The following is a 14,012-nucleotide window of genomic DNA, read 5'->3' as shown; positions in this document are numbered from 1 at the left end:
GTCCCGCGCGACGATCCCGCTGCGCGCGTCCCGCGCGACGATCCCGCTGCGCGCGTCCCGCGCGACGATCCCGCTGCGCGCGTCCCGCGCGACGATCCCGCTGCTATCCCGGGAGCGTCAATAGGGCGACCGGTTTCGATTTCGATGAGCGGGCCGACTCCTAGCGGAAGGACCTCGGAGCCCCATAGCTGCTGTCGCGGTGCTCGACGAGCTCGTCGGTCTATTCCGCAACGATGCCATCTGGACCACCGGCGCCGACAGCCTGCTGGTGGGCGGCGACGCGATCGGGTGCTGCGACCAGCGAGGCCGAGGCGCGACGAGTGGCGCTCGTGCCAGCGCCGTGAGGAGGTCCTCGGTCATCGCAGCTGGCAGGTGATCTTCTCCTACGCGTTCGAGACGCTCGAGGAACGCGCCCGGCGCGAGGGCTTCACCGCCGACTAGCGTCGTCGGGGCTGTCGGCTGGCGCCCCGCCGTAGGACGAGCGGTCAAGGAGCCGCGCGACGTCCGCTCGGCCAGTCGGGAGCGCAAGACGACCCTCAGCGGCGGACAACGCCTCGAGGAGATGATCACGCGGGACCTCGTGTCCCCCCACTCGCTGGCAGTGGGCAGTGGGCCACTGAAGGTTGATCAAGCGCACGCCAGCGGACTCGGCGCGCGCGCTAACGTCGGCGACCGCCGCGCGAGAACCGTCGTCGGCCCGGGAGAAGAGGGACTCCAGAGTCAGCACCTGGCCCCACCCGAAACCGAACCCTCCCCCGACGAGGTCGTCTCCGTCCCACACCTCGATGCTGTGCGCCCAACCGTCGTCGAAGAGCTCGCCCAGCACCGCGCGGTAGCGCGGGGTGATCCACGACGGACGGCGGTCCTGCGAGCACTCGTCGAGCACCCGCTCGAAGGCGCCGTCCACCGTCGAGGTCCAACCGTTGCGACGCAGGGCGCGGCGCAGGCTCGTCCCGACGCGGATGGCACCGGTGTCGATGACGCACGCGGGAGTGGGACGCCACCAGACGTATTCGAAACCCGTCGGCTCGTCATGGTCGTAGTCGACGAGGTCGACCCCGGCGAAGCGGTGCCTGAGCACCTCGCTCCACTTGGGACTCTCGCTCGGCAGCACGACCTCGCCGCGCCTGACTCCAGCCATGATCCGCTCCGCGTCGATGTGCGTGCTGATCGCGTACGGGACCTCCTCGGGCCCCGGGCCCGGTCGGGCACCCGGCAAAGGTGTCGTCACCTGTCTGCTCCTTGTTCGTCGTGCGCAGTCGACCCCAGCGGCCGCTGCGCGCCTTCCACGAGCGCCAGCACCTGACCCGCGCCCATCCAGTCACCCGACCGGCCGAGCACCTTGGCCACGCGTCCGGCCTTCTCCACGAGCACCGGGATCTCCATCTTCATCGACTCCAGGAGCGCGACGTGCTGGCCCTCGGTCACGTGCTCCCCCTCACGCACGCCCACGGAGAGGATGACTCCCGGCACCTCGGTGCGGATGTGGACGTCGTGGCCCGGACTTGCCACCCCGATCGCGCAACCGCGACAGGGGTCGCCACCGTTCATGTCAGGCTCTCGTAGTCCAGGTCGAGGGAATCCGCTCCGCCGGCGACGCGTACGGCAAGCGTCGCGCTGAAGTCCTCCGGAACGTCGAGCTCGCGCAGGACGAGATCGTCGACCACGTCCGGGCGGGTGTCCCAGCGCACCACGACCGGTCCTTCTGGCCTGAAGGCGATCGCCAGGTCCTTGACCGGCGCCATGAGCCCCACGGCCAGGCACTTCACCACCGACTCCTTGGCCGTCCAGACGCGCACCTCCTGGCCGGGGAACGGGATGGGCTCGTCGTCACCCACGACGACTCGCACCATCTCCGGCGGCCAGGGCTCGGCCGGCACCCGTTCGATGTCGACACCCACCTCGCAGCCGGTGCCGAGGGCGACCGCGACCCCGCCACGCGTGTGGCTGAGCGACAGGTCCAGTCCGCTGTCCACGAACTGCGGCTTGCCGTGCTCCTCCGAGCTGCAGTGGATGCAGGTGCGGACCACCCGCAGCTGGTCCACGTCGGTCTCCATGCGATCGGCCACCATCCTCGACGCCACCGCCCACGCCGCGAGGAAGGACAGCCGGTCGTCCTCTCGCCGACGCTTGGCGAACCTCGCGTGCTCGCTCTCGGGGACCAGGGACAGGTCCAGTCCGTCGAGCAGCTCGGGCGCGGCGTGCGCGACGGCGACGGTGGCGGTCATCGCGTGACGAGCGCCGTCGCGAGCTCGCCCAGTCGCCGGTTGTCGAGCACGGTCTGCATCGGCACCTCGCGCTCGAGACTCTGCTCGAGGTGCTCGGCCACGAAGAGCGCGAGGAGCGAGTGACCGCCCATCAGGAAGAAGTCGTCGTCATCCTCGAACTCCTCGTCGGTGCCGAGGACGGACCGCCACGCCGTGGTGATGTGGGACCGGATCTGTTCGCCGTCGTTGCTCATGCAAGAGCTCCTCTCGATTGGTCTCACCGTAGGCAGGGCCTGCGGCGCTGCGTTCGCGGCCCAGGACCCGCTGGTCGAGCAGCTCGTCCGCACAGGCGCCTCGGACGTGCTCCTGCACGAGCGCCACGATCGCTGCTGAGCCTGGCTCGCCCGGCTGCGAGGGCTCAGCGCGACACGGCGTCCTCGCGCTCCGCGGCGCCGAGCGTCTGCTCGCCGTCGCACCCCGGGAGCTCGTCGATGTGCTTCGCGCGCCGGAGCTGCGGTGAGAACAGCACCGGCAGACTGGCCACGCAGACCACGACCGCGGCAGCGCCGAGGGAGAACTTGGGGCCGTACAGGTCGCCGAAGAAGCCGCCCAGCAGTGCACCGATCACCATGCTGACCGCGATGCCGAGCCGGATCGACGCCGTCATCCGTCCGAACATCTCGGGCGGGCAGGCCGACTGCCGGTAGACGTACTGGGCGATGTCAAAGGTGACGAAGCGCGCAGCGGTGCAGAAGATGTAGACCGTGATCAGGTAGGGCGCCGTGGCCGGGGTCGCCAGCAGCGGAAGGAACGCGAGCGGGGACATCATCGCCGCGATCCACATCATCCGCGCGCCGCCGTAGGTGGTCATCAGCTTGGACGCCAGCGCAGCCGCGATGAGCCCGCCGGCCTCGCCGATCGCGAAGACCGCGCCCAGGACCCCCTTGGACACGTCGAGCACGCTGACCATGTAGTAGATCAGCACGGCGTCCACCATGGCGAGGGCCATCATCGAGCCGATGGTGGTCAGCGCGGTCTGGGTCAGCGTCGGGTTGGCGAACACGACGCGGACACCGTCGCGAGCCTCAACCCACATGCTGGGGCGGGGCTCGTCCGCAGCCCGCTTCTGGTGCCTCTCGGGCGGGGTGAAGAACCACGTCAGCACGGCGCTGAAGAGATAGGTGAAGGCGTCGAGGACCAGGGTCAGCGCGGCTCCGATCCACGCGGCCATCGCCGCACCCAGAGCAGGCCCCGAGATCCTCGCGGCGGACTCGGTCGCAGCGATCTTGGAGTTCGCGTCCTGCAACAGGGCGCGGCCGACGAGCCGCGGCACGTAGGCGTGGTAGGCGATGCCGTAGATCATCCCGAAGACACCGTTCACGAACGCCACGACGTAGAGGTACGGCATCGTCAGCACGCCGTAGTGCGCCATGACGGGCACCGAGGCCAGGGACGCCGCGAGCACGAGGTCGCAGCCCACCATCACGTGACGCTTGCGGGCGCGGTCGACCATGACGCCGCTGGGGGCGGCGGCGATGATCGCGGCGAAGGCGAACATCGCGCGCAGGATGCCCAGCTCCTGGGGACCGGCGCCGAGCTCCTCGATGGCGAGGAGCGGCAGCACCAGGACCGTGAGCGCTGAGCCGATCTGCGAGGCAGTCTGCCCCGACCACAACGCCATGAAGGGTCGATGGCGCCACAGGGTGGCAGGAGTCGTCGTGGTGCCCGAGTCAGACATGCGGGCGAGTCTAAAGTCTGGATCTCCCCGGCACCTTGGTGGGCGAGCCTCACGACTCTTGGGATGCGTCCCATGAGCGAAGGCCCGGTCGTGGTCCCACCATATCCGGGTGGACACCGTGGTGCAGACCCTTGACGGCATGCTGGCGCGCCGGTCTGACGAGACCCCGGACGCTCCGGCCGTGGTGGAGCAGGGACGTCGCTGTCCGACGTGCTCGACCTGGCCCAGCAGGAGCTCGACAACCTCGTCGGGCGCACCGGGATGCCAGGTGCGCAGCTGGCCATCGGCGACGCACACGAGACGTGGACGGTCTGCTCGGGCGCGGTGGCGGACGGCGGTGCACCGATCACCCCCGAGACCCGGTTCCCCTTCGCCTCCCTCACCAAGACGGTCACAGCAGTGGCCGGCATGACCGTGGTCGACGAGGGCCGCCTGAGCCTGGACGCACCCCCCTCGGAGTACCTCCCCGGCCTCGCCCTTCCGGACGGCCCCGACGGACGACCCGTCACGCTCGGCGACCTGCTCTCCCACTCGTCGGGGCTCGTCGGGTCCTTCGACGCCGACGGGCCCCCGTCGGCGGTCGAGGCCGTGATGCAGGGGGCGAGCCACCTCGAGCGCATCGCCGAGCCGGGCGAGACGTACTCCCTCAACAACCATGCCTTCCTCATCGCTGCCGCGTGCATCGAGCGGGTGCTCGGTCGCGGCTGGCACGACTACCTGCCCGACCGGGTCCTCACGCCCCTCGGCGCCGTCGGCGCGACCACCGACGACAGCGTGCGCAGCGCCGCCGGTACGGCTCGCGGGCACGTCCCGAACCGCGCGGGGACCATGCTGACCCTCCCGGTCCCCCTCGCGCCTCGGGCGATCGCGGCGACCGCGTCCCTGTTCGGCTCCGCCGCCGACGCCATCGCCGCCACGCGCGACTGCCTCCGGGGCGCCCACGATCCCGATCGGCTGCTCACGGCCGCCGCCAGCGACCGACTCTGCGAGCCCCGCGTGCAGATGCACGACCCCTACTGGGCCGACGCCGGCATCGGATGGATCGGCTCGCGCTGGCAGGAGCGGGTCCTGGACTCCCGCGGGGCCGACGCCGGCCAGGAGACCTACCTGCGCATCGCTCCCTCGCGCGGCACGGCACTCGCGCTGTTCGCCAACGCCTGGACCCGTCGCTGGCCGTACTTCGACCTCCTGCCCGAGACATCCGCCGCCGTGCTCGGCGCGGTCGCGCCACAGCTCGACGAGACCCGGCTGCCCCGCGCCCGCGACCCCCGTCTGCACGGCGTCTACCAGTGGGAGTCCGCCGAGTTCGTCGTGGACGCCGACGCCAGCGGCGCGACGGTGCTCTCGAGCCGCAACCGCGGGGCGCGCGGCGGCCTGTTCATCGAGCTAGAGCAATGCCCCGTATGGGAGGCCTCGCCGGGTGTGCACGCGTTCCGGATGCCCAACGTCGAGGTGCTCGTCGGGCTGGGGTTCTCTCACAAGGACGCGTCCGGGCGGCCCGGACTGGTCCACCTCCTGCAGCGGAGCGCCCGGCGTTCGCAGGAACCCTGAGGGACCGGAGCCAGCGACTACCTTCGGCAAGGGGGCCTGCACAAGCGAATGCTTGACCTGCGGCTCCTAAGAAGCCACTGAGCTGCCCCGGCGCAAGGGGGGACCGGGGCAGCTGTGACGGCAACCCACTTGAAATTCCCACCGCCTGAGCGTAGGAGACTGTCTCAGGACCACTCTCTTGTCGCCGCCCCGTTGGCGTGTGCGGTTCCCCGACATGACTTGGTTTCCTCCGACGGCCGCTCACAGCCGCCTGTGGGGGCCTGCTTTCACGAGGTCGCCAAGACGGGCCGCTTGAATCATGACCAGACAGTCGCGACTGTCCACCCCGCCCGCTTGATCGACTTCTTCGCACCCATCTCAGGAGCAGCTATGCCCTCCGCGCGCCCTTCCGTCAACGCACCCCAGATCGACTCCATCCGGTTCGGCCGGCTCGAGGACGGCGACTTGGCCCACCTCACTGAGAACGCCGACCTCGAAGGTGTCCGCTATGCCGACCTGACCCTTCGCGAACTCGCACTTCCCGGCGCGGCGGTGTCGGCAACCCAGTTCACCCGGCTCAACGCCGACCAGGTCGACCTCAAAGGGGCTCGGTTCAGCGAGGTCGAGCTCGACCAGGTCCACATCCCCATCGTCCGGGCACCGCGTACCGTGTGGCGAGACGTCCGGGTAGGCGCCCGCGTCGGCGGGCTCGAGGCCTACGAAGCTCAGTGGCGCTCAGTGCACTTCGCCCACTGCAAGATCGACTACCTCAACCTGCGCGGCGCCGAACTCGTCGACGTCGCCTTCACCGACTGCGTCATCGGCGAACTTGACCTGCTCAGCGCCGTCGTCCGACGGGTCGAGTTCAAGAACGTCCGCATCGCCAGCCTCAACGTCCAACACGCGAAGCTCGAGGACTTCGACCTCCGGGGTGCGAACCTCGAGACCATCGATGGGCTGATGGACCTGGGTGGCGCGACAGTGGACTACCAACAGTTGACCCAGCTGGCTCCGCTGTTCGCGCAACAGGTCGGACTTAGCGTCGAGGACTGACCCCGTGGCAGGCACGTTCGGTCTGCTGCACGGATGGGTCACATCTCTACAGGGACGCATACCCCGGTCTTCGTGCTCTCACCCTGATGGTTGACGGTCCGTCGGAGTAGCCGCTCATTCGGCAGGTCCGGACGTGCCGCAGGGCGAACGGCTTGCGGCGATGGACGGCGTGATTCCGACGCGGCTGCGCCCGCAACCGTGCCATCGGTGAGCTCGTCCTCGAATGCCCGCCCTCGCTCGTCGCGAGGTACTCGGCTACTGCACCCAAGTCGCTTTCCTCCACGCCAAGGCCGCCGAACCGTGGGCCCGGTATGCCGGCCGGTCCATCAGGTAGACCCCCGTACTTTGGCACCCGCGCCGGGAGACGATCACGGCGTTGAGCGCCAGTTTCAGCTGTTCTGGGCGACGGTCCAGAAGTCCGACGACACGCCGTTGCACTCCGGAACGATGGCGCTTTCCAAAACGGCCGAGTCCTGGGGGGTCGCGCTGCCGCCCAGAGAGATCGTCTCGCCCACCCGAAAGGTTTGGTCGTCGTATACCAGCGTCTCCTTATCCGGCGCGGTTACGTGATCGGTCGGGAAGAGCGGGAGATACGTCATGGTGTCGGTGTCGACGAGGAAGCAGCCACCACGCACTACAAGCTTCCCCGAGAGTTCAGCAGCATCGCCGCCCTCACCCGTTGCTTCATAGGTTCCGAAGTGCGCCTCGACCTGGGACGACGGTCCGCTGCCGGGCGATCCGGCGCAACCGGAAAGCATCAGCGCCGCCGCTAGCATCATGATCCGCATGATCAGCCTCCATGGGTAGGTTTGTCACCTATTGATCTGACGCGCAGACCGGCGGGCTTCGCTTCCTACAGAATCTACTCAGTTCGTCAGCAGGCTTTGCTGCGTCGGGAGGTAGAGGTACTTGCTGTAATACGCGACTTGGCCAGGTATGGACCCGTTGTACTGACCGCCCTTATGTACCCCGTAGATGGTGGAATCTCGGTACCACGGGCCGCCACTGTCGCCGGGAAGATTCTTGAGGTTTGACCCGAAGACTCTAACGAAGGACGAGTTGCACGTGCTCGGACATGCACCAGCGTACGTCGGCTGGTAGCTCACGCTGGTGACGTCTCCACAGGAGTAATCGGTGGTCTTGCCCTGATGGCACAGATGCGACCCCACGCCGGCCGCACCCCAACTAGTCTGTTCGGTTCCCTCACCGCCGCGGATGGCGCCGTAGAACCGCGGCCGGACCTCGTGCGCAGGGGTTCCGTACCAGGCGATGTCGGCGTTGGCGTCACGGACCTGGCCGCGGAAGTTCATCGTGTGGTAGACCCCGTCCGACGGCTCCCACTTCGTGTACTGCTGGAACGAGTCAGCGCAGTGCGCGGCGGTGGCGACCGACTTGTTCAGCGTGCTGGAGTTGATCACCGTGAAGCCGGTCGTGCAGGAGGTCATGCGGAGCCCGCCTTTGTTGCTATCACCGACGGTTCCTTCCGCGTACTCCACGCGCACGTTCGACAGTCCAAGCCGTTCTTCGGTTTCGGCAGACGTCATGCGGGAGCCGTTGCTCAGCACGACCACGATGTCGTCGGACTTAACATCTGGGTAGAGGCCCACCATCTCGGGAAGCGCCTTGATCCACTCACCGTTCGCGGTATTGGTCAGGTCGATCCGCTTCGCCAGAGTCGTTTCAGCCGTGTAGGTCGCCTCGATCGGCAACCCGACCGCGACCAGAGCTGTATGAGGATCGAGAACTTCCGGACCCGCAGTGAAGCGGACGTGCACGGCGAAGGTATCCGCGGTGTTCTCAATCCACGCGCCCGCGAAGCGGTCGGGATGCGTCCTTTCCATTGAAGTCATGTACTGCTCCGCTGCGGTCATCAAACCCAGACGTCGCAGCGCCTCGACCTCGGTGACGTTGTAGTCCTTGGCGTAAAACTGTGCGTGCCGGAGGAGCTCCTCACTCGGCGTCGAGATCGCTGCTACCGATGTTGATGGTCCGTGGGCCGTCGCCGAATGTGTCGGTGGGCCAAAGAAAGTGCCGACGAGTGCGACGCCCATCAAGGCACCGCCAAGCCGAACCGCGATAATCCCCCGCATAATTCCTCCCCGAGATACACGATGGTGAGCGCAGCCTGCGTCGATTTCGCCCCGACGTCAACCAATTCCGTACAAGCCGTCGTCAGCGGCGAGAGCGCGGGAAGGCTAATCAGCTCCAGACCCGTCCAGGGTGGACCACGGCTCGGCGAAAGGTGGTCAGCGGCTAAGTCGACCTCGGGACGTTCGGCCCGTCCCGCAGGCCGAACCCCACTGGGCAAACCGCTGTGGTCGAGACCGGCTCCGATCAGTTCCGCTCATCGGCGTCCCGCCGAGGTGTCGGTTGCGGGACGCCAACGAGGTGACGATCAGCGTCGTGTGGAGGCGTCAGCAAGATCGGCCTTGGCCGCGATTCGTTGGCGCTCGATGGCGCGATAGACCGTCGAGCGGCCGATCCCGAACAGCTCAGCTACCTCGAGGGTGCTGTACTCGCCGCTGTGCACTAGCGAGACGAGGTGCGCTTCCTGCTTGCGGCTTAGCTTGGGCTGCTTGCCCTTCAGCCGGCCCTTGGCCCTGGCGACCTTCATGCCCTCGACTGTGCGAAGCCTGATGAGGTCGGACTCGAACTCAGCGACCATCGCGAGGACGTTGAACAGCAGCTTCCCGACAGCATCGGTGGGGTCGTAGACGGACCCGCCGAGGCTGAGGCTGATCTGGCGGGTGGTGAGCTCGTCGGCGATCGCCCGGGCATCAGGCAGGGACCGGGCCAGCCGGTCGAGCTTGGTCACGACCAACGTGTCCCCGGCACGACAGGCGGCCAGCGCCTCGCGCAAGCCGGGGCGCTCGCGGTTGGTGCCGGTCAGGCCGTGATCGACGTAGATCCGCTCGGCCTCGACACCGAGTCCGAGCAGCCCGTCACGCTGCGCGGTGAGGTCTTGTTGATCGGTGGAGCATCGGGCGTACCCGACAAGCAGTGCGTTCATGGCGCACCTCCAATGGGGTTGGTCCGGCCGATCCAGGGCTGTGGGTCGGCTCGGGCATCGAGCAGGGCTCGACCTCACCAGGAACTCGCTGCGGGCCGTCTTCGACAAGCCCCCTCTGCCACCTCGGCGGCGAGCTGCCAGTCTCGTGTTCAGCGGGGGCGCTGAACGAGGACCCGGGTGACTCGACTGGTCGCGCTCAGGTGCCGGCCGAGGTCGGGATCGAGCAGGCCGGCGACGGTCGCGATGTCGGTGACGCGTCCCGCGATGTCGTACCTGAGGAGTGGCTCGTGGTGGGCCACTCGGTTGCGCAGACCGTGCAGACGTCCGATGGGGCGGTCGACGTCGCGCCGGTCAGTGCCCGGTGCGAACGCCTGGTGGAGGGATGGCACCCACAGCGACTTCTCATGGGCGGAGGAGCTGAGGAACCGCCAGAAGCCGAACATCAACTCAGCAATGACCTTGCCGGGTGGAGCGGCGGGGCCGCCGGCGGAGTCCACGGCACGGTGGAGTGACTCACGTGTCCGCAGGTTGACGTCGACTCGTCGACCACGACGGGTGCGCCACAACGGCGCGAAGGCCGGGATGTTGGCCGTGGTCCAGTGCGGGGGTCCGGGCCACCGCGCGCTGAGCGCGCGGTCGTAGGCGTTGCGTAGCCCGACTTCCAGGTGGGCGAGATCTCGCAGCAGGGCGGCGCTGATCTCGGCGTTCCACTCGTACAGGTCCAGAGCCAACTGCGGGTCGCCTTGGCTGGCGGCCAGGTAGACACCGTGTCGGGGCTGGCTCAGCCAGCGCTCTACCCATGGCCCAGGCGCGGGTGGCCCAGGACTCGGCGGAGGCGGTGGCGACGTTGTCATCGCCCCCATTCTCACGTATCGTTCCTCTTGAAAGCCCCGGTGGACCGCTGGCCTTGGCCATGTCGCCGGGGCTAAGTCATGCCCTCTCAAGTCTTCGCTCATGGCCGCAGACTCGACGACACCACCGGCTAGTGTCGCGGGCTACCTCTTGCGGCGGGTACCGGTCCCGATCACCGATCCCGTACCGGTCACCGATCCTTCAGGGCCGACAGTGGTGATCGAACCGGGATAAAGGCGGCGAGCAGGGCAGTCAGAAGCGCCGTGCTGGTGCAGAGGCCGACGTTCCCTACGACCGAGGGCCACATCAGGTCGGGGTCCACCTGTTGGGTCAAGCCGACGTTTGCCGCCAGGGTGATGGATACCACTGACGCGGTGCCTAGAAGTAGCAGTACCTCGGACACTCGGATGATCGCCCTTATCGCCAACCCCGCTCCGAGCGTGGAATAGAGCGCATCTTGGTCTCGCCGAGTCCAGCACAACAACACCCACAGCATCCCGATGCCAATTCCGGCTGCTGTGGCAGCACGACTAGAGAGACGGTTCTGGTACTCCTCCGCGAAGTTGCGTACGAACCGACCTGACAAGAGGCGATCGGAGACAATTGTCGGGGTGCCGGTTCGCGGAGCGCCCAGCAGCGCCGGCAGGGCATCGCGAATGGCCGACTGGGAAAAAGTGGTCGGTTGGACGACGCAGTAGGTTGCGCGTCCAACGGCAGCGGCCGGCAGGATCGCTCCGCCGGCGACGTCCTCTCCGAGTAGCGACAGGCCGTGTGCCGTGCGTACTCGCAGTGTCGACGGCGGAAGCAGCTGTTCTGTGGCGGCCGCGTTCGTGGGCCCGTCTGACGTGTCGGCTGCCTGCAGTCGTACCAACGAAGAGTCGATCAAGCCCAGCCTTCGAGCGGTGTTGATGTCGAACAGAACGGCGTCTCCAAGTTCGTCGATGCCCATGAGACGACTGATGCCGGCAGTGGCTGTTGCGATCGGGATGTTTGCGTCGGGCGATGATGCGAGCCCTGCGGGATTCTGCTGCGGCGTGATCGCCGCTGCACCTGCGACGCCTGACACGAGGTTCAGGGACTCACACGCTCGCTGTGAGACTCCGGCGTCCTCGTTCGTGGCGACCAAGGTACGACCACCGGAAGCGTCGTACTCCTGCTGCTCACGGACGATGCGAGCAGTTGTGTGTGTATCGAGCCATGCCACACATGTGAAGGATGCAGTCGACATGATCAGCATGAGCCACGTCGTCACCTGTCCGCACAGGAAGTTCATAGCTCCCTCGTGAGCTGCGACGCGAACGCCCCAACCAGCTACTCCTCCATCTATTGTGTCGCCTCTCATGCGGGGCTGAGCCCCCCGTCGGTGACAGTGAGTTGGGTTGCGCACCTTTCGGCAACGGCCGGATCGTGAGTAACGATGACCAGGCCACGGCGTTCGCCTTGTTCGTCGGACCTGGTCCGTAGCAGGGCCTGCACGACGAGCTCAGTGTTGTCGCGGTCGAGTTGACCAGTCGGCTCGTCGGCCAGAATGAAGGGTCGACCGCTTACGAGCGCTCGAGCGATGACGGTTCGTTGCACTTCGCCGCCGGAGAGTTCTCTGATCGGGCGATAGGCTCGATGCCTGATCCCCAAGCGCTCGATCGCCTCGTGTGCACGCTCACGCGCCGAGACGTAGTCGAGGCCTTCACTCAGTGCTCCGAGCGCAACGTTGTCGACGACGCTGCGGTGAGGCAGGACGTTCATCGTTTGAAGGACCCAGGACACTCCGGCCTGCACGTGCGTGAAGCCTGGTTCATCGATAGTTACGACCCCGAACTGTGGTCTGATCAGACCACCCAGCAGGCCGAGCAATGTCGTCTTCCCACTCCCGGAGGGACCGACGATCGCCACTGAGTCCGTGCGGTCGACCCTCAGCGATAGATCGCGGAACAAGCTGCGCTCGCCGTACCCGAAGGTGAGCTGAGCAGCCGTCAACGGCATTCGGGCTCCTCGATCACCTGCAACGGGTTGACGAGAACTGCGTCAATCTGTGTAGCTTCCGGTACGTCGACGGTACCGGCTGATCCACCGCCTAGAGGCTCCACCAGGATTGGCTGCGATGAAGCGGAGGTGTAGACGCACATCGAACCTGCTTCCGTCGTAACGACTGCGCTAGCTGGCAGCGTGAGCACCCGCGTCGGGCGACGAGTGACGACTTGGCCAACTCCTTCGCCGCTTGTGCCAAGAACGGCCGCGATGCGTGACACCGACCGTTGCTGCGTGATGAGTCCAGAACCGCGTCGATACGGCGCCTGTGACCCTGCGACTTGCAGCAGGTGGCCTCCCGGCGTGTCTGCGATGCCACCAGCCGGCTCACTTACAGCAATTGCGATCGCCTCACGCATGCCGGTGGCCAGTACGGTGCCAGTTGCTACGACGCTGTTGGGGCGTGCCTCTACTCGTGCCACCCTGATGCCTCGCGGACCCACCCATACCACCGACGCAAGTGGGAAAGTGCTTGCGTCACCGGAAATGCCATACCGCCGCTTGAAGCGCCCGATGGCCACCGCGGTAGATGCGTCGTATGACCCCGAGATCTCTTTCTCCGCAAGGAGATTGAGCACCCGCAGGAATCCCTGAAGGCGGGCGACGTCACGCCCGGTGTCTCCGCTTGCCAGGTCTCTGTACAGCGGAGCGGCAGACTCCATGGCCACGACGGACACGTCGTTGATCCTTGCAACGACATGGCCCGATTGAACGCGATCACCGGCGCGTAGCCGCATTGATGTCAGGCGGCCACTAGCGTTCGAGCTGAGGGCCAACCCGGGGTTCTGCTCGACCGTGACGCCCACGCCAATGGTCTCTGTGCGGTCGTTCGCCTGGACCGGAACCACGGTCGGCTCGACCTTGCGGCCGGGGCGCAGCACGTCGGGAGCAGCGGTTCGTACGAGGTAGGTCGACACGACTAGAGCAGAGAGCGTCAGGAACGCCAAGACCGCCAGCAGAAGGGCGGGGGTTCGGCGGACGGACCCACGATCGTTGGAGTCAGGCTCAAGGTGCGTACCCGACTTCGTCAATGCAGTCTCGTCCTTCTGTTGTCGCCGCCTCGGCGGCCGCCACGAGTATCTCTCCGCGAGTGGCATCTGTTGGAAGTTCGACGCCCAGCTCAGCCAAGCATGTTGTCAGCGCTGAGCGGTAGGGATCGAACTGGAGTTCCTTAGCCTCGACCACGCGAGGCGACGTTAGGTATGCCTCCTCCACCCATCGAGAGTGCTCAGCTACGCAGGCATCGGCTAACGCTAGCGTTTGCTCATCGCTGCGGCCGGCAGAGCTGGCCGCGAATGAGTAGGCGATTTCTGGGTAGCCGCTATCGCGCACGACGGAGTCTCCGATGACATCTATTCCGGCGCGCCTGATGCATGCCAGAGCTTTATCCACCGCTGTCTGGTACGACTCGAAGGTCGGCGCCTGGGTTCTGAGCACGTCCAACTGCTCCTTCGAGGCGCCGCCCTCTCGGGCCAGTTCCAGAATGGACCCCGCCGGAGGACTTTGGCCCCCGCCTGCCGAGCCTGCAGCTGAGGTGTCGTCGTTCGAGGATTGACACGCGCCGCAGCTCAAGAGCAGGGCAAGCAGGGGCACAAGT

16 protein-coding genes are annotated in these 14,012 nt (G+C 66.9%); 3 read left to right on the top strand and 13 right to left on the bottom strand.

The annotated features are described in order from the left end of the window. The first annotated feature begins 288 nt into the window (after window positions 1-288). Window positions 289-441, top strand: a complete 153-nt coding sequence (locus tag Q1B24_RS20790) for a hypothetical protein (RefSeq protein ID WP_299932436.1) — start codon at window positions 289-291, stop codon at window positions 439-441. Here Q1B24_RS20790 and Q1B24_RS20785 read toward each other — a convergent pair. The 5 genes from Q1B24_RS20785 to Q1B24_RS20765 all read right to left on the bottom strand — a co-directional run bounded on the left by Q1B24_RS20785 (window position 428) and on the right by Q1B24_RS20765 (window position 3,945). Beyond that, entirely contained in the window at window positions 428-1,231 is an 804-nt protein-coding gene (locus Q1B24_RS20785; RefSeq protein WP_299932433.1) for a leucyl/phenylalanyl-tRNA--protein transferase, read from the bottom strand. The two genes, Q1B24_RS20790 and Q1B24_RS20785, sit on opposite strands and share 14 nt — an antisense overlap. Next, window positions 1,228-1,512: an acetyl-CoA carboxylase biotin carboxyl carrier protein subunit gene (locus Q1B24_RS20780; protein ID WP_299932430.1), complete on the bottom strand. Its 285-nt coding sequence runs from the start codon at window positions 1,510-1,512 to the stop codon at window positions 1,228-1,230. Before Q1B24_RS20780 ends, Q1B24_RS20785 begins: the two co-directional genes overlap by 4 nt. A gap of 35 nt (window positions 1,513-1,547) precedes the next feature. Next, window positions 1,548-2,228 (bottom strand): 4'-phosphopantetheinyl transferase superfamily protein, encoded by a 681-nt coding sequence (locus Q1B24_RS20775; protein ID WP_299932427.1) that lies wholly within the window; start codon window positions 2,226-2,228, stop codon window positions 1,548-1,550. Further along, entirely contained in the window at window positions 2,225-2,461 is a 237-nt protein-coding gene (locus tag Q1B24_RS20770) for a phosphopantetheine-binding protein (RefSeq protein ID WP_299932425.1), read from the bottom strand. The genes Q1B24_RS20775 and Q1B24_RS20770 overlap by 4 nt, the downstream gene beginning before the upstream one ends. A 164-nt stretch (window positions 2,462-2,625) precedes the next feature. Further along, window positions 2,626-3,945: an MFS transporter gene (locus tag Q1B24_RS20765; protein ID WP_299932423.1), complete on the bottom strand. Its 1,320-nt coding sequence runs from the start codon at window positions 3,943-3,945 to the stop codon at window positions 2,626-2,628. A gap of 210 nt (window positions 3,946-4,155) precedes the next feature. Here Q1B24_RS20765 and Q1B24_RS20760 point away from each other — a divergent pair, with 210 nt between their 5' ends. Both Q1B24_RS20760 and Q1B24_RS20755 read left to right on the top strand, forming a co-directional pair. Further along, a complete protein-coding gene (locus tag Q1B24_RS20760) occupies window positions 4,156-5,496 on the top strand; it encodes a serine hydrolase domain-containing protein (protein ID WP_299932420.1) in 1,341 nt (446 codons plus the stop codon). A 369-nt stretch (window positions 5,497-5,865) separates the two neighbouring features. After that, window positions 5,866-6,528, top strand: coding sequence for a pentapeptide repeat-containing protein (locus Q1B24_RS20755; protein WP_299932417.1), 663 nt, complete (start codon window positions 5,866-5,868; stop codon window positions 6,526-6,528). 389 nt (window positions 6,529-6,917) lie between these two features. Here the strand turns inward: Q1B24_RS20755 and Q1B24_RS20750 are convergent, their stop codons facing one another. The 8 genes from Q1B24_RS20750 to Q1B24_RS20715 form a co-directional block, all read right to left on the bottom strand. Next, window positions 6,918-7,316, bottom strand: a complete 399-nt coding sequence (locus Q1B24_RS20750) for a hypothetical protein (RefSeq protein ID WP_299932414.1) — start codon at window positions 7,314-7,316, stop codon at window positions 6,918-6,920. A gap of 78 nt (window positions 7,317-7,394) precedes the next feature. Beyond that, the gene (locus tag Q1B24_RS20745) at window positions 7,395-8,579 is read right to left on the bottom strand and encodes a S1 family peptidase (RefSeq protein ID WP_299932411.1); all 1,185 of its coding nucleotides are present in this window, start codon (window positions 8,577-8,579) and stop codon (window positions 7,395-7,397) included. A 344-nt stretch (window positions 8,580-8,923) separates the two neighbouring features. Further along, window positions 8,924-9,538 (bottom strand): recombinase family protein, encoded by a 615-nt coding sequence (locus Q1B24_RS20740; RefSeq protein ID WP_159899390.1) that lies wholly within the window; start codon window positions 9,536-9,538, stop codon window positions 8,924-8,926. A gap of 149 nt (window positions 9,539-9,687) precedes the next feature. Then, a complete protein-coding gene (locus tag Q1B24_RS20735; protein ID WP_211730888.1) occupies window positions 9,688-10,269 on the bottom strand; it encodes a hypothetical protein in 582 nt (193 codons plus the stop codon). 311 nt (window positions 10,270-10,580) lie between these two features. Further along, a complete protein-coding gene (locus Q1B24_RS20730; RefSeq protein WP_299932401.1) occupies window positions 10,581-11,663 on the bottom strand; it encodes a hypothetical protein in 1,083 nt (360 codons plus the stop codon). A 65-nt stretch (window positions 11,664-11,728) separates the two neighbouring features. Beyond that, entirely contained in the window at window positions 11,729-12,370 is a 642-nt protein-coding gene (locus Q1B24_RS20725; RefSeq protein ID WP_299932398.1) for an ATP-binding cassette domain-containing protein, read from the bottom strand. Continuing rightward, entirely contained in the window at window positions 12,361-13,332 is a 972-nt protein-coding gene (locus tag Q1B24_RS20720) for a hypothetical protein (RefSeq protein ID WP_299932395.1), read from the bottom strand. Before Q1B24_RS20720 ends, Q1B24_RS20725 begins: the two co-directional genes overlap by 10 nt. An 88-nt stretch (window positions 13,333-13,420) precedes the next feature. Then, on the bottom strand, window positions 13,421-13,852 hold the full coding sequence (locus tag Q1B24_RS20715) for a hypothetical protein (protein WP_299932393.1): 432 nt from the start codon (window positions 13,850-13,852) through the stop codon (window positions 13,421-13,423). Window positions 13,853-14,012: the final 160 nt, after the last annotated feature.

Source organism: uncultured Nocardioides sp. (genome assembly GCF_947488025.1).
Classification (GTDB): Bacteria; Actinomycetota; Actinomycetes; order Propionibacteriales; family Nocardioidaceae; genus Nocardioides.
This window is presented reverse-complemented; position numbering and strand designations above follow the sequence as displayed.

What these genes read in the sequence shown, in the direction of transcription:
- Q1B24_RS20775 (WP_299932427.1), bottom strand. Translation starts at nt 2,228, where the DNA reads ATGACCGCCACCGTCGCCGTCGCGCACGCCGCGCCCGAGCTGCTCGAC.
- Q1B24_RS20770 (WP_299932425.1), bottom strand. Translation starts at nt 2,461, where the DNA reads ATGAGCAACGACGGCGAACAGATCCGGTCCCACATCACCACGGCGTGG.
- Q1B24_RS20765 (WP_299932423.1), bottom strand. Translation starts at nt 3,945, where the DNA reads ATGTCTGACTCGGGCACCACGACGACTCCTGCCACCCTGTGGCGCCAT.
- Q1B24_RS20755 (WP_299932417.1), top strand. Translation starts at nt 5,866, where the DNA reads ATGCCCTCCGCGCGCCCTTCCGTCAACGCACCCCAGATCGACTCCATC.
- Q1B24_RS20750 (WP_299932414.1), bottom strand. Translation starts at nt 7,316, where the DNA reads ATGCGGATCATGATGCTAGCGGCGGCGCTGATGCTTTCCGGTTGCGCC.
- Q1B24_RS20745 (WP_299932411.1), bottom strand. Translation starts at nt 8,579, where the DNA reads ATGGGCGTCGCACTCGTCGGCACTTTCTTTGGCCCACCGACACATTCG.
- Q1B24_RS20740 (WP_159899390.1), bottom strand. Translation starts at nt 9,538, where the DNA reads ATGAACGCACTGCTTGTCGGGTACGCCCGATGCTCCACCGATCAACAA.
- Q1B24_RS20730 (WP_299932401.1), bottom strand. Translation starts at nt 11,663, where the DNA reads ATGAACTTCCTGTGCGGACAGGTGACGACGTGGCTCATGCTGATCATG.
- Q1B24_RS20725 (WP_299932398.1), bottom strand. Translation starts at nt 12,370, where the DNA reads ATGCCGTTGACGGCTGCTCAGCTCACCTTCGGGTACGGCGAGCGCAGC.